Origin of the sequence: Phenylobacterium sp. (assembly GCF_016793225.1) — a bacterium.
Taxonomy (GTDB): Bacteria; Pseudomonadota; Alphaproteobacteria; order Caulobacterales; family Caulobacteraceae; genus Phenylobacterium.
In genome coordinates, this window is record NZ_JAEUMN010000126.1 from 1 (window position 1) to 17,180 (window position 17,180).

Below are 17,180 nucleotides of genomic sequence, written 5' to 3' on the forward strand. Positions count from 1 at the left end.
CGATCACGCCTGCCCGCTGCAGTACCGCAGCGCCCGGCGCGCCGTCCGCGCCCAGTCCTCCGGCGGGTCGAGGGCGAGGTAGCGTTCGTACAGCGCCGCGGCGTCGCCCAGCGCGCCGGCCTTCATCCGCAGCTGCGCCAGGTTGAACACCGCGTCCGGGTGGCGCGGATCGGTCTCCAGCACGCGGGCCAGCTCGCCCGCGGCGGCCTCCGAACGGCCCTGCGCGTCCAGCGCCTGGGCCAGGTTGTAGCGCGCCTCCACGAACCGGGGGTCGCGCCCCAGCGCCCGCTGGTAGGCCAGCCGCGCCTGGTCGAAGGCGCCCTGGGCCAGCCGGATGTTGCCTTCGTTGTAGGGCGCGATGGCGTCGCGGCGATCGGCCCGGGCGCACAGGTCGTAGAGATGCGCCGCCGCCTCCAGGTCGCCCTCGGCCTCGGCCATGGCCGCGGCCTCGAACAGGTCGTCCACCGTGGCGTGAGCCTCGTCGAACGCCAGCTGCCCCTGCCCTTCCAGGGTCGTCAGCCCGTCGGCCCACTTGAGCGCCGCGTCGCCCGCGGGCGTCAGCACGATCCGGTAACGGCCCCGCGGCGACAGGTCCCGCGCGCGGGCCAGGATCCGCACGACGCCGCCCAGCGTGCGGCCGCCCGACATCAGGTCGGCCGCGGTGCGGATCAGCTGCGCGTCGCCGAAGCGCGTCCGGTCGCCGTCCAGGCCGATCAGGTCGAAGGCGGCCAGCACCTGGGCGTCCTGCGCCGAGAGCGCCGTGCCCGCCAGCGCCGTCGCCAGCGGCAGCGTCGCTTCGGTCGCCGCCTCGCCGGCCAGGGCCGCCGCGAACGAGCGCTCGCCCAGCACCGGGACCCCGCGCGCCCGCGCCGCCCCGATCCGCTGCGGGAGCGCGCCGGAATCGATGAGCGCGGTGGCGAGCTCGCCCACCACCAGGGCGTCGGACCGCCGCGTCAGGTCGCGCGCGACGACGCCGCCACGGGCCTCGATCTCGCCCGCCAGCCGCTCGCGCGCGCCCGCCTGGAACCGGCCGTAGAGGGCGATCGCGCGGTCACGCACATCCATCGGGTCAGGAAGCGGCGGGCGCCCGCTTCTTCGGCGGCGCCTTGGCGGCCGTCGCCTTCGCCGGAGCCTTGCCCGCGGCCGAAGCCTTCCCCCCGGCCGCCTTCGCGGCCTTCCCGAGGCTCGGCGCCGGCGGCCGGCGCTCCTCCTCGATCGAGCGGCGCAGCGCGTCCATCAGGTTCACCACATTGCCGCGCTCGGGCGCCTTGGTGATCACCGGCTGGCCGCCGGCGATCTTCGACTTCACCAGCGCCAGCAGCGCCTCCTCGTAGCGGTCCTCGAAGGCCGCCGGGGCGAAGGTCGCCTGCTTCGAGGCGATGATCTGCCCCGCCATGGCCAGCATGTCGTCGCCGTACTTGGCGTTCAGCTTCTCGAGCGCGCCCGAGGCCTCGCGGATCTCCTTGGCCGAGCGCAGCGTGGTCAGCCGGAAGCCGTCCTCGATGGGCTGGATCGCCACCAGGCGCTCGCGGCCGGACAGGACGATGCGGGCGATGGCCACCTTGTCGGCCCGGCGCATGGCCTCGAGGATGACGGCGAACGTCTCCTCGGCGATCGGGCCGTCGGGCGCGAGGTAGTAGGTGGAGTCGAAGTAGATCGGGTCGATCTCGGCGGCGTCCACGAACCCGTCGATGTCGATGGTCTTCGAGGACTCGATCTCGATCTCGTCCAGCTCCTCGGCCGTGACGACGACGTACTTGTCCTTCTCGAACTGGTAGCCCTTCACCAGGTCGGCGCGGTCGATCTCGCCCAGTTCCGGGTCGTGGTACTTCTGCTGGACGCGGTTCAGCGTGTCCTTGTGCAGCAGGTTGAAGCTGATCTTGCCCGCGCTCGCCGACGTCGCCGGGAAGAGCTTCACCGGGCACGACACCAACGAGAGCTTGAGATAACCCTTCCAGCTCGCCCGACCGGCCATGCGGAACCTACCTCTTCATCCCAACGTCGCGGAGCATCTTAGTCGTAAGGTCTGAACTACTCGATACTAGACCATCCCACGGGTCCGCGGCCAAGGTCTCCAGCCGCCGGACCACTGAAAGACGGTCGAAGGTGTGTCCTCCCGACAACTTCCGCAGCTCGTCCCAGGCGATGGGCGTGGCTACCGGAAAGCCCGGCCGGGCGCGCAGAGAGTACGAGGCCACCGCGCTCGCGCCGCGGGCGTTGCGGATGTAGTCCACGAAGATCTTGCCCTTGCGCCGTTCCTTGCCCGAGACCGCCGTGAACAGGCTGGGGCTGTCGGCCGCGGCCGCCCGCGCCACCGCCTCGGAGAAGCCCTTCACCGTCGCCCAGTCGTGCCGCCCGGGCGTCAGCGCCACCACCAGGTGCAGGCCCTTGCCGCCCGTGGTGCGCAGGAAGGGCGTCAGCCCCAGCGCCTGCAGCCGGTCGCGCAGCACCTCCGCGCCGTCGCAGACCCGGCTCCACGGCACGCTCTCGTCCGGATCCAGGTCCAGCACGATCCGGTCCGGGTGCTCGGGGTCGTCGATCCGGCAGCCCCACAGGTGGAACTCCACGGCGCCGAACTGGGTCAGGCCCAGGTATCCCCGGGGCTCGGTGATGGCGATGAAGGCCGCCCGCCCCTCCTCGTCCGACAGCTCCACCGTCTCCAGGCCCGGCGGCAGGCCGTTGAACGCGTGGCGCTGGTAGAACAGCTCGCTCAGGTCCCCGCTCGGGCAGCGGATCACCGTCACCGGCCGGCGCAGCACCTCGGGCAGCAGCCAGTCGCCCACGCGGGCGTAGTAGATCGCCACGTCCAGCTTGGTGACGCCGGTGTCCGAGAACGCGCGCTGCGGGTTGGTCAGGTGGATCGCCGCCAGGTCGCGGTCGCTGACCAGCCGGGGCTTCACCGCCCGCGCCGCCGGCTGCGGCTTCCAGGGCGCGATGGAGATCAGCGTCGGCGCCCGCGGCGCGCCGATCCGCGAACGGCTGCGGTAGCCCACCTCCACCTTCCACGCCGGATCCACCCACCTGGCGCCCGGCGTCGGCGGGACCGGCACGACCGGCTTAGCCCGCAGGTGCGGCTCCAGCGCCCGGTAGATCTCGCGCGCCAGGTCCTCCCCGATCCCCGAGCCCACGCGGCAGGCGTACTCCAGCTCGCCGCCGCGGTCCTCCGCCAGCACCAGCGACGAGGCGTTCTTCGGCATGTTCGACAGGAAGCCGATGACCACGAACTCATCGATCTCGACCCGCTTCACCTTCAGCCAGTTGGCCGACCGCTGCTGCACGTAGCGGCTGTCCGCGCGCTTCGAGACGATGCCCTCCAGGCCCAGCCGGCTGGCCTCGGCGAACAGCTGGTCGCCCTCGCCCTCGAAGTGGTCGCTGATCTGGATCTGCGAGCGGGGATCGGCCACCGGCGCGAGCAGCCCCTCCAGCGCCCGCTTGCGATCGATCAGCTTCGCGCCCGACAGGTCGTAGCCGTCCAGGTGCACGAGGTCGAAGGCGAAGTAGGTCATGGCGTGGCTGTCGCCCGCCGAGAGCGCCTGCTCCAGCAGGTCCAGCCGCGCCACGCCGCGCGGGTCCTGCACCACCAGTTCGCCGTCCAGGATCGCCGTCCGGCACGGCAGCCGCTCGAACGCCTTGGCCACGGCCGCGTAGCGGTGCGTCCAGTCCACGCCGTTGCGGGTGATCATCCGCACCTGGCCGTGGTCCACGAACACCAGCGTGCGATAGCCATCGTATTTGATCTCGTGGATCCAGCCCGGCCCCTTCGGCGCGGCGTCCGCCGGCGTCGCCAGCTGCGGCTTCCACTTCGCCGGCAGGGAAGCGGCCACCGAGCCCTCGATCCTGCCCGGCGCCGCCTTCCTCACGGTCCTGCGCGGCTTCGGCGCCGGCTCGGGCTCGTCCACCGACCGGCCGCTGACCACGCTGTCCGGCGCCTCCACAAGGACGTCGTAGTCCTCGATCGGGCGCGCCGACGGGTCCCGCTCCTTGATCAGCAGCCAGTCGGTCCCGTCGCCCTTCAGCCGCACCAGGGTCCAGCCGCCCGACAGCTTCTCGCCCAGCAGCCGGAACTTGATCTCGCCGTCGGCCAGCCCCTGCTCGGGGTCCTTCAGCGTCACATAGGTCCCGCGGTCCCAGATGATGACATTGCCCGCCCCGTAGTTGCCCTCCGGGATGCGGCCCTCGAACGATCCGTACTCGAGGGGATGGTCCTCGGTCAGCTTGGCGAAGCGGCGGACCTTGGTGTCCAGGCAGGGCCCCTCCGGCACCGCCCAGCTCTTCAGCACCCCGCCCATCTCAAGCCGCAGGTCGTAGTGCAGCCGCCGGGCCTTGTGCTTCTGGATGACGAAGATGGGCGCGTCCGACGCCCCGCCGCCCGGCCCGCCCGCCGGCTCGGGCGTCGCCGAGAAGCGCCGCTTGGCGCGGTAGCTGTCGAGCCGATCGGCCATCGCGCCGACCATGCCGGGGCGTGGCGGGATCGTCTATGGTCGCGCCATGCCCGCCGAACCGCTCGCCCTCGACCTTCCTGACGGCCAGACCGTCTCCGCCCTCTGGCAATCGCCGCCCTCGCCCCGGGCCGTGCTCAGCCTCGCCCACGGCGCGGGCGCCGGCATGACCCATCGCCACATGGCCGTCGTCGCCGACGGCCTGGAGGCGCGCGGCGTGGCGACCCTGCGCTACCAGTTCCCCTACATGGAGAAGGGCGGCCGGCGTCCCGACCCGCCGCGGGTCGCCCACGCCGCCGTGCGCGCCGCCGCGGTCGAGGCCGCCCGCCGTGCGCAGGGCCTTCCGCTCTTCGCCGGCGGCCGCTCGTTCGGCGCGCGCATGACGTCCCAGGCCCAGGCCGCCGCGCCGCTGGCCGACGTGCGTGGCCTGGTCTTCTTCGCCTTTCCGCTGCACCCGGCCGGAAAGCCGGGCGTGGACCGCGCCGATCACCTGAAGGCCGTGGAGGTCCCCATGCTCTTCCTGCAGGGCTCGGCGGACACCCTGGCCGACCTCGCCCTGCTGCGCCCCGTCGTCGAAGACCTCGGCCCGCGCGCCACGCTCGTGCTCGCGGAGGCGGCGGACCACAGCTTCCACGTCCCGGCCCGCACGGGCCGCAAGGACGCCGACGTCATGGCCGAGCTGCTCGACCGGGCCGCCGCCTGGATGACCGGCCAGCCCTAGGCCGCCAGGACGTCCAGGGCCACCTTCAGCAGCGCCTCCAGCCGCGCCGCCTCCCGCGGATCGCCGGCCGCCGCCTCGCGCGGCGTCTTCTCCTCGCCGCAGATCAGGTCGCAGGCGGCCACCAGGTCGGGCTGCCGCCACAGCCGCCGGCGAAACTCGAGCAGCCGCCGGCGCGCCGCCTCCGTGCCCTCGCCTCGCGCCAGCACGTCCTCCAGCGCCGGCGGGACGAACTCGCCGCGCACGCGCACGTCCAGGGTCGAGGGGATCGCCTTCTCCAGCTTCACCCGCCGGTACGCCGCGCCGTAGCGCTGCCCGGCCGCCAGACGGTCCGCGCCGATGCGGCCCTTCGCGGCCAGCCAGTCCAGCCCGCTCTGCCGGCGGTAAGGCTGGCCCCGCCGCCCCGCCGCCGGCTCGGCGATCGCCTCCCCCCGCGCCCGCGATAGCGCCACGGTCTCGGCGACGCCCGCCTCCACGGCGGCGGCGTGCGCCTGCGCCTTGCGCTGGCGCTCCTGGCGGATCATCCGCTCGCGCGCGACGTCCTCCGGTCTCAGCTTCGCCCTGCGCATCACAGCTTCAGTCCCCGCGCCACAACCGCGTCGGCCAGCCGGTAGACCGCCTCCGACGCCTCCGCCTCGCCCTCGATCACCACCAGCCCGGCCGCCGTATGCGCCAGCAGCTCGCGCAGGAACTGCCCGCGCTCGCCGGGCTTGCGTCGGCCGAGGGCGCCGGCCACCAGCGTGGCGGCGTCGCCATCCCGGCTCATCGGACGAGCACCGGATAGCCGCCGGCCGCCTGCACGGCCGCCACGTGCTCGGCGTGGCCTGCGAACCGCGGCCGGATCGCGCGCCCGTCGGCGACGCCCAGTCCGGCCTGGAACCCGGCTTCCAGCCACGATCCACGTCCGGATCTGACGCCGGTCTCAGCGCAGGCTCGCGCCGGGGTCGCGCCGCCGCAGCGGAGCACGGAGTACGTTTCCTGATGTCTGTTCACCATGCGTTCTGTATATATTCTACATCGGCTTGAGTCAAATGCGATGACATGTAATCTACAGCCATGGACGGACGCGCCGAGCGCCTCAGGCAGGCCCGCATCGAGCGGGGGTTCGACACCGCCGCCGCCGCGGCGGACGCCTTCGGCTGGAGCCGCAACACCTATGCGGCGAACGAGAACGGCAACGCGCCCTTCTCCTACCGGCGGGCCAAGGCGTACGCGGCCGCATTCGGCGTCACGGCCGAGTGGCTCTACGACGCGACCGGCGCCGCCGCGCCCGCGGGGGCCGCGGCGGAGTTCGTCCCGGTGATCGGGCATGTGGGCGCCAATCCCGAGGGCGTGGTCCTCTTCGCCCTCGGGCAGGACCCGGCGGAGATCGCGCCGATCCCGCCCGGGGGGACCGAGCGGGCGCGGGCGCTGCGCGTCGTCGGCCACTCCATGCGCGGCCTCGCCGACGACGGCGCCCTCATCTACTTCGAGGACCAGCGCACCGCGCCCACGCCCGACATGCTGGGCCAGGTCGTGGTGGTCGAGGTCGAGACCGACGAGGTGCTGGTCAAGCGGCTGCTGCGCGGATCTCGGCCCGGCCTCTACGACCTCGAGAGCATCGCCGGCCCCATGCGCCGGGACGCCCGGCTCCGCTGGGCCGCGCACATCACCGCGATCATCCCGCCATTCCAGGCCCGCCGGATCATCCGCGGCGCCGCCTGATCTGCATCTAAGATACAGCGCCGCTTCGACCGGAGTCCGTATATTTCATGTGCAACGAATTCCGGTTCGAGAACTCGCTCCAGGACCTGCTCGAGGCCTTCAGCCAACTCAGCGTGCCCATCGACTGGGAGGGTGGCGCGCCGAACCTCGAGCCCCGCGCCTCCATCCGGCCCACGGACCCGGCCTACTTGCTGGCCGGCCGGCCCGGCGGCGGCGGGCGCCTTTCGCAGCTCCGCTGGGGCTTCCCGGGCCCGCGCGGACCCGTCATCAACTTCCGCTCCGAAGGCCGCACCTTCGGCTCGGGCCGCTGCCTCGTCCCGGCGGACGGGTTCTTCGAGTTCACCGGCGCCAAGGCGCCCAAGTCCAAGTGGCTGTTCACCGCGGCCGAGGGGGGCTTCTTCGCCATCGCCGGCCTCATCCGCGACGACCGCTTCACCCTGCTCACCTGCCCGCCCGGCCCCGACATCGCGCCATACCACGACCGCCAGATCGTCATCCTGCCCCGCCAGCACTGGGCCGCCTGGCTCGACACCGCCCAGCCCCAGCCCCCCATCGCCCCCCTCCCCGCGGGCGTCCTGAAGGTGACCCAGGTGCGCTGAAGAGCGCTTTGCCTTTCCCCTGTCATCCCGGTTTCGCCACCGGCGAAGACCGGGACCCATAGACTCGGCGTCCCAGGCACATCCCCAACCGCCGCCGCCGCGTCATCACCTTCAATGCAGGCGCGTATGGGTCCCGGTCTTCCGCTCACGCGGAAACCGGGATGACAGCTGAAGGGAGAGCGCTTTGCCTTTCGCCGTCACCCCGCGCTCAGTCCCCCAAGCCACACCGCCGCAGTCGCGCCTTCAGCCGGCTCAGCCCCACCGGCGTGACCCCGATCAGCGCGGCGAGCTCGGCCTGCGGCGCCGCCTGCACCAGGGCCGGCCGCTCCCGGGTCAGCCGCGTCCAGCGCTCGGCGGCCGAGAGCGTCAGGAACTCGAACTCGCGGGCCTCCTTGCGCCGCGCATAGTCCATGAACAACCGGCGCGACGCCGTTTCCCAGGCGTGGTGGCGCGCCGCCTGCCGCTGCAGTTCGCTCCAGGGCGCCTGCTCGACCTCGGCCGCCGTGAGGGCCACCGCGCTAAAGCTAGCCCCCTCGCCCGCCAACGCCGCCATGCTGGCGAAGATGTCGCCGCCCTCCACGATCGACTTCGTGAAGGCCCTCCCCTTCGCATCCTCGTAGACCAGCTTCACCAGGCCGCAGATCACCAGCCGGACATGCCCGTCGGCGTCGCCCTGGTGGAACAGATGCTCGCCGGGCTTGTACCTGCGCGAGAGGACCTTCCGGTCGAGATCCTCTGCGCCGGGCAGCGGCCCGCCGGCGATGGTCGAAAGACGCTGCGAAAGAGCGGAAGTCCGGTCGCGCATTAACCGCGGATAATCGGGCAACCCGCGCGCCGTGGCCATTTGCATCTTCGATTTCGGGAGCGCGGCATGGACCTTCGCAACGCCACTGTCCTCGTCACCGGGGCCACACGGGGCGTGGGCGCCGCCTTGACCCGCCGCCTGCTGGCCGAGGGCGCCCATGTCATCGCCCTGGCGCGGGACGCCGATCGCCTGGCCGAGGCGGCCCGGGACGCCGCGGGCCGCCTCACGCCCTGGCCCCTCGACCTCGGCCGCCGCGAGGACGTGGATGCGGCCGTGGCGACCCTGCTCTCGAGGCATCCCGAACTGTCCGTCGTGATCAACAATGCCGGCGTGCAGGTGGCGAGCGACTTCGTCCGTGGCGAGGCGGCCGCCCGCCTCGGCGACCTCCGCGCCGAGATGACGATCAACCTCGAGGCGGTGGTGGCCCTATGCGCCGGCCTGCTGCCGCACCTCGCGAGCCGGCCCCGCGCCGCGATCGTCAACGTGACGAGCGGCCTTGCGCTGGCGCCGAAGCGGTCGGCGCCCGTCTACTGCGCGACCAAGGCGGGGGTCCGGGCGTTCACCCGGGCGCTGCGCTACCAGTGCGAGGACGCCGCGCCGCATGTCCACGTGGCCGAAGCCGTCCTGCCGCTGGTCGACACCGACATGACGCGCGGGCGCGGCGCCGGCAAGCTCAGCCCGGATGCGGCCGCCTTTGGGTTGCTCGAGGGCCTCAAGGCCGGCCGGGGCGAAATCTACGTCGGAAAGGCCGCGGCCCTGCCGCCGCTGCTGCGTCTCGCGCCCGGCCTCGGCTACCGGCTACTGCGGGACGACTGATCCCCGGCAGGCCTACGGCAGGTCCTCGGCCAGGATGGCCATCTCGAACATGAACGAGCCGTCCTCGTCCTCGTCCTGGAACACCACGCCGATGAATTCCTCGCCGATATAGACCTCGGCGGAGTCCTTCTGCTTGGGACGCGGCACGAGGTTGATCCGCGCGTTGGCGAAGGTGCCACGCAGATGGCCTTCGATCCTGCGGATGGTCTTCTCGTCCACGCCAACGCTCCTGGGTTCGTACGGGCGACCTTCTAGATCAGCGAGCCGGAAGAAGGAACCACGGATAACGCGGACGGCAGCCTCCCGCGTCCGCACCGGCGCCCCGCGGTCAGGCGTGATCGCCGGTTCGTGGCCCCGGGGTCACTGCAGTTCGCCCAGGCGCGGTAGGCGCCCTTCCGTACCGTCCGTGGTTCTCGCGTCCCGTCGCGGTCAGGAGCCGCGCGGGCTGGCCCTCGCGGGTCCAACGAGACCCGGGGAACCCGGGTCTCGCCGACGTCAGATCGAATAGTCCGGGATGATCGGCAGGGTGTGGTCCATGGTCCGCGCCGGCTCCTCGCAGGTCGGGCAGTTCACCAGCCGCGCCGGCACGCCGGCCGCGGTGCAGCCGGCCGGCACGTCCTTCAGCACCACCGAACCCGAGGCCACCTTGGCGTAGTCGCCGATCTGGATGTTGCCCAGCACCTTGGCGCCGGCGCCCAGCAGGACGCCCTTGCCGATCTTCGGGTGCCGGTCGCCGCGCTCGGCGCCCGTGCCGCCCAGGGTCACGCCCTGCAGCATCGAGACGTCGTCGCCGATCACCGCCGTCTCGCCGATGACGATGCCGGTGCCGTGGTCGACGAACACGCCCTTGCCGATGCGCGTGGCGGGGTGGATGTCCACCTGGAACAGCTCGCTCGTGCGGCTCTGCAGGTAGAAGGCCAGCGTCTCGCGGCCCTCGCCATACAGCCAGTGCGCCACGCGCTGTGTCTGCAGCGCCAGGAAGCCTTTGAAGAACAGGAACGGCTGCACGTAGCCCTTGCAGGCAGGATCGCGCTCGAACACCGCCTTCAGGTCCAGTTCGGCGGTCGCCACGATGTCGGGCTGCGACTCGTAGGCCTCCTCGATGGTGTCGCGCAGGCTCATGGCCCGCAGCTCCTGGTCGCCCAGCTTGCGCGCGAGCTGGTAGCTCAGCGCGTCGCCCAGCGTATCGTGGTTCAGGATGACCGCCGCCAGCAGGCTGGCGAGCGCCGCCTCCGACTTGGCGGCGGCGTAGGCCTCGTTGCGCAGCGCCGCCCACACCGGGGGCGGGGCGGTGACATCGACGACCTCAAGGCGCTGGCTCATGGCGTCCTCTCGACCCATTGGGTTCTCCCTACCCTAACATAGCGGCGGCCAAAGCCGGCGCCAGAAGCCCTTCACGAGCCATATGGTGGGCCTTCAGCAGCATCGCCACCGTCAGCATGTCCTGCAAATCGCCGGCCATCGCGGCGTCGAACGCTTCGCGGAACGGGACGCGCGCCTGCTCCAACGCCTCGGTGTCGTCGGCGTGTCGCCCGTCGCCGGCCGCGTGCAGCCCCGTCGCGAGGTATCCGATCGCCCGCTCGTCGCTGACCGAGTTCGAGAGCTGCGCGGTCAGGATCACCTGCCAGTCCGTGGCCGCGAGACCGGTCTCCTCGGCCAGTTCGCGCTGCGCGCTCGCGAGCGGATCGTCGGCCAGGGGCCCGCCGCCTTCCGGGATCTCCCAGCTGTAGTCCATGGCCGGGAAGCGGTGCTGCCCCACCAGCACCGTGGTTCCGTCGTCGAACAGCGGCAGGACCGCGATCGCCAGGTTCTTGTAGCCCACCAGGCCGTACACGGCCGCCGCGCCGGTCGGCGCCGTGGCGGCGTACTCGGTCACGCGGATCCAGGGGTTGTCGTAGACCACGCGTTCGGGTCCGCGCACCCACGGCGTCCCATGCGCCCGCAGCCAGGCCGGCTTTTCGCCCATCGAACTGTCCCTTGGCTTGCCGCCGGCTCGGCCGTCCCCATAAAGAGCCTCCCGTCTCCCCTCAAGCGCCGGACCGGTCCCTTGCCCTCGAAGCTCCCCGCGCCGCCCGCGTTCGGCGACACCCTGCCGCTCCAGCCGTCGCCCGAGGCGCTCCGGTTCCTGGCGCTGCGCCGCTCCACGTCGGCGCTCACCCTCGTCGAGCCGGCCCCGTCGGCCGAGGAACTGGCCGATCTCCTGCGCGTCGCCGCGCGGGTTCCCGATCACGGCAAGCTCTCGCCCTGGCGCTTCATCGTCGTGGCGGCGGTCGCCAAGGCGGCCCTGGTCGCCCGGCTGGCCGTGGTCGCCGAGGCGCGCGGCGACGCCGCCCTCATCACGAAGCTGGGCAAGCTCGCGGTCCCGCCTCTGGCGGTGGTGGTCGTCTCCGCGCCGCGCGCGGGGGCGGCGATCCCCGAATGGGAACAGGTGCTCTCGGCCGGGGCCGTCTGCGCGAACCTGCTCTATGGCGCGCTGGCCATGGGCTACGGCGCGAACTGGATCACCGACTGGTACAGCTACGACCCCGAGGCCGCGGAGGTCTTCGGCGTGCGGGCCGGCGAACGGATCGCCGGCGTCATCCTCTTGGGAACGCCCCGCGAGCCGCCTCTCGAACGCGAGCGGGCCGCGCTGGACCCCCTCGTGACGCATTGGGCGCCCTGACGGCGCGGGAGATACGCGCCCCGAGAAACACGACGGCCCGAGAAACACGACGGCCCGGAAACACGACGGCCGGACGACGCACCGCGCCGCCCGGCCTGAGGTGACACGCCCGAGGAGAGTTGGGCAAAGTCAACTCTAGGCTTCTGGCCCGCGTTTGCAACAGCCCCCGTCGATCTGCGACCCGCCGATCAACTGGCGTCCGGCACGGTGAACACGCGCACCGACAGTCCCCAAGGCCGCACATACTCAAGCTTTGCTTTGGAAGACTCGGTCTTGGACTCGCCCGACAACCTTCGCCGCGCCTCGGCAATTCAGTGCGGGCCGAGGATCATCTGTCGGCTCGGATCGCCCGACAGGCTGGCTGGCGTCGCCGACGACGGATCGCCGCGCCGGTCGCGCCGAAACCGGCGATCATCAGGGTCCAGGTCGAGGGCTCCGGCACGGCCCCCAGCGGGTCGCCGAAAACTCGCAGCGAGAAGTCGAGGTCGTTCGTCGCGCTCCAGGTCCCGGTCGAGCGGCGGTGGGTGGCCTCCTTCACGGTCGGGTTCGGCGCAAAGAAGGCAAGGCCGCCCTCGTACTTGTCGTCCTCCCGGACCTCGAAGGTGATCCAGTACTCGCCGGGGCCCAGGACCACGTTCGCGCCGTGCACCCCGTGCCAGCCGTAGCCGAAGGGGACGTCTTCCGGAGGGATGTCGATCTGGGCGGAGAAGATCTCGCTGCCGGGAACCGCCCCGAGGCTGTCGGCGATCCCCATGTGGACCGACTGCGCCACCGGGTTGAGCGAGAAGAAGCTCTCGAAGTCGGTGATGCGTGTGGTCTGCGACAGGGTGAACGCTGCGGCGAGCCCGATGTGGTCCGGTGCGGGATGAGCCAAGGCGAACGCGCCGAGCGCCCATACGGCGGAGGGGAAGTGCACCTCGCCCGTGTCGACGATGACGTCGGCGGCGGCGGGCGCCGCGGGAAGGGCGAGCAGCGCGGCGGCGACCAGCGGTGCGAGTGACCTGGACATCGATCTGAACCCCCATCTTCGAGCGGCCCGGCGAACCGGGACGACTCCTGGACTTGTTGGCTATCCCGGGCCGGGAGGTCCGCGCCTCACCTGTTTGGGTGATGGACACGCCAGCGGGCGGCGGCGCGATCCGCATCGCCCTCGGCTAGGACAACCAGCGATGGCGACGTGTGCTCCCGGCGCCCGGGCGGCTCAGGCCGGCTCGTAGCGTCGCCGGCGACGGATCGCCGCGCCGGTCGCGCCGAGCCCGGCAATCATCAGGGCCCAGGCCGAGGGCTCCGGCACGGCCGTCAACGGATCGCCGAAGATGCGCAGCGAGAAGTCGAGATCATTCGAGGCGTCCCAGACGCCCGTCGAGCGGCGATGGCTAGCCTCCTTCACAGTCGGGTTCGGCGCAGAGAAGGCGAGGCCGCTCAGGAAGAAGCTATCGTCCTCCCGCACTTCGTAGGTGATCCAGTACTCGCCGGCTCCCAGCACCACGTTGGCCCCGTGCACGCCGTACCACCCATAGGAATCGCCGTCGCCCTCGGGTTGGAGGTTCACCTGGGCTGAGAAGATCTCGCTGCCGGGAACCGCTCCGAGGCTGTTGGCGATCCCCATGTGGATCGACTGCGGCTGCGTTATGAGCCCGAAGTAGCTCTCGAAATCGGTAATGCGGGTCGTCTGCGACAGCGTGAACGCAGCGGCGCGCCCGATGTGGTCGCCAGAAAACTCCCCGAGCGCCCAGATGGTGGTTGGGGACTCCACCTCGCCGGTGTCGACGATGACGTCGGCGGCGGCGGGCGCCGCGGGAAGGGCGAGCAGCGCGGCGGCGGCGAGCGGTGCGAGTGACCTGGACATCGATCTGAACCCCCATCTTCGAGCGGCCCGGCGACCCGGGACGACGCCTGGACTTGTTGGCTATCCCGGGCCGGGAGGGCCGCGCCTCACCTGTTTGGGTGATGGACAGGTCATGACGCCGACGCGGCTTCGTCCTTCGTCCTTGCCGCGCCGCAGCGACGCCTCGTTCGAGCGACGAGGAAGCCATGGCGTCGCCGGGCGGCGTGAGGATCCGGTGGTTGGGGGCGCCCGCGCGCCTCAGGCCGGCTCGCAGCGACGCCGACGACGGATCGCCGCGCCGGTCGCGCCGAAGCCGGCGATCATCAGGGCCCAGGCCGAGGGCTCGGGCACGGCCCCCACCGGGTCGCCGTAGATCCGCAGGGAGAAGTCGAGGTCGTTGGAAACGCCCCAGTTCCCCGTCGAGCGGCGGTGGCTGGCCTCCTTCAGGGTCGGGTTCGGCGCGTAGAAGGCAAGACCGCTCTCGAACGTGTCGTCCTCGCGGACTTCGAAGGTGATCCAGTACTCGCCTGGGCCCAGCACCACGTTCGCGCCGTGCACCCCGTGCCAGTCGTAGAAGTCGCCGCCCTGCTCGGCCGCGATGTTGACCTGGGCCGAGAAGATCTCGCTGCCGGGGACCGCCCCGAGGCTGTTGGCGATCCCCATGTGGAGCGTCTGCGGCTGCGCATTGAGCCCGAAGAAGCTCTCGAAGTCGGTGATCCGGGTGGTTTGCGACACGGTGAACGCCGCGGCGAGACCGATGTGGTCGTCACCGAACTCTCCGATCGCCCAGACGGCGAAGGGGAACTCCACCTCGCCGGTGTCGACGATGACGTCGGCGGCGGCGGGCGCCGCGTGAAGGGCGAGCAGCGCGGCGGCAGCCAGCGGCGCGAGTGACCTGGACATGAAACAACCCCCATCTTCGAGCGGCCCGGGGCGAACCGGGACTCGCTGGCTAGCCCGGGCCGCCGTGGCCGCGCTTCACCTGTTTGGGTGATGGACACGTCGTCGACGCCGCTGGCGCCTTCGTTCATCATCGTCCCTGCGCCTTCAGGGGGGCCCTTTTGGAGCGACAGGAAGCCGGGACGCCGCCGGGCGGCGCAGCGATCCGCATCGCCATCGTCGAGGACGACCCCGCGATGGCGGCCTGGCTCGCGGGCGTCATCGCGCCGGCCGAGGGCCTTCGGGTCGTCGCGACCGCCTCCACGGCGGCCGAGGGCGAAGCCCTTGTCGCCGCGGGCGGCTACGACGTCCTGCTGTGCGACCTGGGGCTCCCGGACGGGGACGGCATCGCGCTCATCCGCGGCAGCGCCCTTCGCCATCCGGGCGCGGACGTCATGGTGGTCACCATGTTCGCCGAGCAGAGACGGGTGATCGACTGCATCCGGGCCGGCGCCCGCGGCTATCTCCTGAAGGACATGGAGCCGGAGGCCTGCGTCGCCGCCATCCGCGACGTGCGCCGCGGCGGTTCGCCCATCAGCCCCGCGATCGCCCGCCAGGTCCTGCGCCACATCCGCCCCGAGCCGCAGGCCGGCGACGCCACGCTGACCGACCGTGAGCGCGACGTCCTGAACATGCTCGCCCGCGGCTTCTCCAAGAAGGAATGCGCCGAGCTGCTGGGCCTGTCGGTCAACACCGTGGGCACGCACGTGAAGAGCATCTACGTGAAGCTCGAGGTGAACTCGCGCGCGGAGGCCGTGTTCGAGGCCTCCAGCCAGGGAATCCTCGATTGACCATCGCCGGGTGGTTCCCATGGCCGCTCAGGCTCTGGCTGGGCTGCCTGCTGGCGTTGACGCTCGGCGCGGCGGTGGCGTCGGCCCGGGCCGGGGACGGCCTCGTGGTGCGCGAGGCCGAGTTCGCCGTCTCCGAGAGCGACACCCCGCCGGCGTCGGGCTGGACGCGGCGTCCCCTGCCCCAGCTCTCGCTGGAGGAGGAAGCCCGCGCGCGGAAGCACCACAGGATCACGGTGTGGGTGCGGGCCCGGTTCGATATGGACCAGCTGGGGAGCGGCCCGCACGCGCTCTACACCGAGGACATCGCCGAGCGCTACGTCGCCTACCTGAACGGCGTCGAAGTCTATCGCACCTACGCGGGCAAGGACGACCGCGTCATCGGCTGGAACCGCCCGGTCCTCGTGCCGCTGCCGGCCCAGGCGCTGCGGGCGGGTCCGAACGAGCTGCTCCTGCGGGTCGACTCGGCGCTGGACTGGTTCCTGGTGGTGGGCGACATCCGCCTCGCGCCCCTGGCCGAGCTGCGCCCGCTCCACGCGCGCCAGACCCTGTGGCGGGTCAAGGGCGCCGAGATCGCCAACTACATCGTCCTGGCGCTCACCGCCGTCACCTTTCTCCTGTGGCTGTCACGCCGGCGCCAGGAGCCCGAGCTCGCCTGGCTGGCCGCGCTCGGCATCGCCTACTTCATTCGCGGCACGGTGTTCTTCTTCGAGCGGGCGCCCTTCGATCCGCTGCTCTTCGGCCTGCTCTCGCAGACGATGATCTTCTTCCTGACGCCGCTCGGCTTCGGGTTCGTCGGCGAGTATTTCAAGGTCCCGCACCGCGAGCGCTGGAACGTGCTGTGGTTCGCCCTGGGCGCCGCCAACGCCATCGCGTCCGTCGTCCTCACCGCCCTGGGGCATGAGGGACGGATCTGCACCGCCATCGTCCTGGCCACCGGGGCCGTCAGCATCGGCGTGCTCGTGCGGGCGCCCTGGCGGGGCGACGCCTTCGCGCGCGTCCTGCTCCTCACGATCATGGCGGCGACGCTCGCCGTGGGCGTGCACGACCTGGGACGGCAGGACCACCTGCTCTGGTGGGACGGCGCCGGCTTCTATCTCCAGCCCTACAACGCCTTCGCCATCCTGGCCGCGTTCTTCTTCGTCGTCGGCCGCCGCTTCGTCTCGGCCGTCCGCACGGTGGAGTCGCTCAACGCCTCGCTTGAGGGCCGCATCGCCGCGGCGCGGGCCGACCTGGCCGCCAGCGAGGCCGCCCGCCGCCGGCTCGAGGTGGAGCGCGCCCTGGAAAGCGAACGCGAGCGCCTGATGCGCGAGGTGCACGACGGCATCGGCTCCAGCCTTGTGACCGCCCTCGCGGTGGCGCGGAAGCAGAAGCATCCTGCCGAGACGATAGACCTGCTGCGGCGGGCCGTGGCCGACCTGAAGCTCACCGTGGATTCCCTGGACCCGCTGGGCGGCGACATTCTCGCCCTGCTCGGGAACCTGCGGCACCGTTGGGAGCCCGACCTCGGGCGCGCGGGCCTCGTCGTGCGCTGGGATGTCGGCGATTGCCCTTCGATCGGGTGGCTGGACTCGGCGAACGCCCTGCAGTTCCTGCGGCTGGTCCAGGAGGCGGTGGCCAATGCGCTCGCCCACTCGGCCGCCAAGGTGCTCGTCTTCGCCTGCGCGCCCGAGACGCGCGAGGGCCGCCCGGGCGTCCGCGTCGCGATCACCGACAACGGCAGGGGCTTCGTCCGCGACGGCGAGCCGGGGTCGGGCAAGGGGCTGAGGACCATGGCCGCGCGCGCCGAGACGATCGGCGCCGTCTTCGCCTGCGCCAGCGCGCCCGGGCGCGGGACGACGGTGGAGGTCTGGCTGCCCGTGGATCGCCGCCGCGCCTGAGC

At 71.9% G+C, this 17,180-nt stretch carries 20 protein-coding genes; 7 read left to right on the forward strand and 13 right to left on the reverse strand.

Annotated features, from left to right (window positions below; translation table 11 throughout):
- Positions 1-3: 3 nt before the first annotated feature.
- Genes JNK30_RS14865 through ligD form a run of 3 tightly spaced genes read right to left on the reverse strand, consistent with a single transcriptional unit; the run spans position 4 to position 4,442 of the window.
- Complete coding sequence (locus JNK30_RS14865; protein ID WP_293483281.1) at positions 4-1,065, reverse strand: tetratricopeptide repeat protein; 1,062 nt, start codon at positions 1,063-1,065, stop codon at positions 4-6.
- 4 nt (positions 1,066-1,069) lie between these two features.
- On the reverse strand, positions 1,070-1,975 hold the full coding sequence (locus tag JNK30_RS14870) for a Ku protein (RefSeq protein ID WP_293483283.1): 906 nt from the start codon (positions 1,973-1,975) through the stop codon (positions 1,070-1,072).
- Between the two features lie 7 nt (positions 1,976-1,982).
- On the reverse strand, positions 1,983-4,442 hold the full coding sequence (ligD, locus tag JNK30_RS14875) for a DNA ligase D (protein WP_293483285.1): 2,460 nt from the start codon (positions 4,440-4,442) through the stop codon (positions 1,983-1,985).
- A 46-nt stretch (positions 4,443-4,488) separates the two neighbouring features.
- On the opposite strand from ligD, the gene JNK30_RS14880 reads away from it, so the two are divergent.
- Complete coding sequence (locus tag JNK30_RS14880; protein ID WP_293483287.1) at positions 4,489-5,160, forward strand: alpha/beta family hydrolase; 672 nt, start codon at positions 4,489-4,491, stop codon at positions 5,158-5,160.
- On the opposite strand, the gene JNK30_RS14885 is transcribed toward JNK30_RS14880, so the two are convergent.
- The 3 genes from JNK30_RS14885 to JNK30_RS14895 are packed head-to-tail and all read right to left on the reverse strand — an operon-like array spanning position 5,157 to position 6,153.
- A complete protein-coding gene (locus tag JNK30_RS14885) occupies positions 5,157-5,726 on the reverse strand; it encodes a hypothetical protein (RefSeq protein WP_293483289.1) in 570 nt (189 codons plus the stop codon). The genes JNK30_RS14880 and JNK30_RS14885 overlap by 4 nt on opposite strands.
- The gene (locus JNK30_RS14890) at positions 5,726-5,923 is read right to left on the reverse strand and encodes a hypothetical protein (protein ID WP_293483291.1); all 198 of its coding nucleotides are present in this window, start codon (positions 5,921-5,923) and stop codon (positions 5,726-5,728) included. The genes JNK30_RS14885 and JNK30_RS14890 overlap by 1 nt, the downstream gene beginning before the upstream one ends.
- Positions 5,920-6,153: a hypothetical protein gene (locus JNK30_RS14895; protein WP_293483292.1), complete on the reverse strand. Its 234-nt coding sequence runs from the start codon at positions 6,151-6,153 to the stop codon at positions 5,920-5,922. Before JNK30_RS14895 ends, JNK30_RS14890 begins: the two co-directional genes overlap by 4 nt.
- A 60-nt stretch (positions 6,154-6,213) precedes the next feature.
- On the opposite strand from JNK30_RS14895, the gene JNK30_RS14900 reads away from it, so the two are divergent.
- Positions 6,214-6,861 (forward strand): helix-turn-helix domain-containing protein, encoded by a 648-nt coding sequence (locus JNK30_RS14900; RefSeq protein WP_293483293.1) that lies wholly within the window; start codon positions 6,214-6,216, stop codon positions 6,859-6,861.
- A gap of 47 nt (positions 6,862-6,908) precedes the next feature.
- A complete protein-coding gene (locus tag JNK30_RS14905; protein WP_293483294.1) occupies positions 6,909-7,460 on the forward strand; it encodes an SOS response-associated peptidase in 552 nt (183 codons plus the stop codon).
- 208 nt (positions 7,461-7,668) lie between these two features.
- Here JNK30_RS14905 and JNK30_RS14910 read toward each other — a convergent pair whose 3' ends face one another.
- Complete coding sequence (locus tag JNK30_RS14910) at positions 7,669-8,265, reverse strand: Crp/Fnr family transcriptional regulator (RefSeq protein WP_293483296.1); 597 nt, start codon at positions 8,263-8,265, stop codon at positions 7,669-7,671.
- Between the two features lie 66 nt (positions 8,266-8,331).
- Here JNK30_RS14910 and JNK30_RS14915 point away from each other — a divergent pair, with 66 nt between their 5' ends.
- Entirely contained in the window at positions 8,332-9,081 is a 750-nt protein-coding gene (locus tag JNK30_RS14915; protein ID WP_293483297.1) for an SDR family oxidoreductase, read from the forward strand.
- Between the two features lie 12 nt (positions 9,082-9,093).
- Here JNK30_RS14915 and JNK30_RS14920 read toward each other — a convergent pair whose 3' ends face one another.
- From JNK30_RS14920 to JNK30_RS14930, 3 genes are all read right to left on the reverse strand, one after another.
- Positions 9,094-9,300, reverse strand: coding sequence for a DUF3126 family protein (locus JNK30_RS14920; protein WP_293483298.1), 207 nt, complete (start codon positions 9,298-9,300; stop codon positions 9,094-9,096).
- 276 nt (positions 9,301-9,576) lie between these two features.
- Positions 9,577-10,404 (reverse strand): serine O-acetyltransferase, encoded by an 828-nt coding sequence (cysE, locus tag JNK30_RS14925; protein ID WP_293483299.1) that lies wholly within the window; start codon positions 10,402-10,404, stop codon positions 9,577-9,579.
- Positions 10,405-10,432: 28 nt separating this feature from the next.
- On the reverse strand, positions 10,433-11,047 hold the full coding sequence (locus JNK30_RS14930) for an NUDIX hydrolase (RefSeq protein ID WP_293483301.1): 615 nt from the start codon (positions 11,045-11,047) through the stop codon (positions 10,433-10,435).
- Positions 11,048-11,128: 81 nt separating this feature from the next.
- Between JNK30_RS14930 and JNK30_RS14935 the strand changes: the two genes are divergently transcribed.
- The gene (locus JNK30_RS14935) at positions 11,129-11,743 is read left to right on the forward strand and encodes a nitroreductase family protein (RefSeq protein WP_293483302.1); all 615 of its coding nucleotides are present in this window, start codon (positions 11,129-11,131) and stop codon (positions 11,741-11,743) included.
- A 328-nt stretch (positions 11,744-12,071) separates the two neighbouring features.
- On the opposite strand, the gene JNK30_RS14940 is transcribed toward JNK30_RS14935, so the two are convergent.
- The 3 genes from JNK30_RS14940 to JNK30_RS14950 form a co-directional block, all read right to left on the reverse strand.
- A complete protein-coding gene (locus tag JNK30_RS14940) occupies positions 12,072-12,752 on the reverse strand; it encodes a PEPxxWA-CTERM sorting domain-containing protein (protein WP_293483303.1) in 681 nt (226 codons plus the stop codon).
- Positions 12,753-12,944: 192 nt separating this feature from the next.
- Complete coding sequence (locus JNK30_RS14945; protein WP_293483305.1) at positions 12,945-13,592, reverse strand: PEPxxWA-CTERM sorting domain-containing protein; 648 nt, start codon at positions 13,590-13,592, stop codon at positions 12,945-12,947.
- A 237-nt stretch (positions 13,593-13,829) separates the two neighbouring features.
- Positions 13,830-14,474 (reverse strand): PEPxxWA-CTERM sorting domain-containing protein, encoded by a 645-nt coding sequence (locus JNK30_RS14950; RefSeq protein WP_293483307.1) that lies wholly within the window; start codon positions 14,472-14,474, stop codon positions 13,830-13,832.
- 158 nt (positions 14,475-14,632) lie between these two features.
- On the opposite strand from JNK30_RS14950, the gene JNK30_RS14955 reads away from it, so the two are divergent.
- The gene (locus JNK30_RS14955) at positions 14,633-15,301 is read left to right on the forward strand and encodes a response regulator transcription factor (protein ID WP_293483309.1); all 669 of its coding nucleotides are present in this window, start codon (positions 14,633-14,635) and stop codon (positions 15,299-15,301) included.
- A complete protein-coding gene (locus tag JNK30_RS14960) occupies positions 15,298-17,178 on the forward strand; it encodes an ATP-binding protein (protein ID WP_293483311.1) in 1,881 nt (626 codons plus the stop codon). The genes JNK30_RS14955 and JNK30_RS14960 overlap by 4 nt, the downstream gene beginning before the upstream one ends.
- Positions 17,179-17,180: the final 2 nt, after the last annotated feature.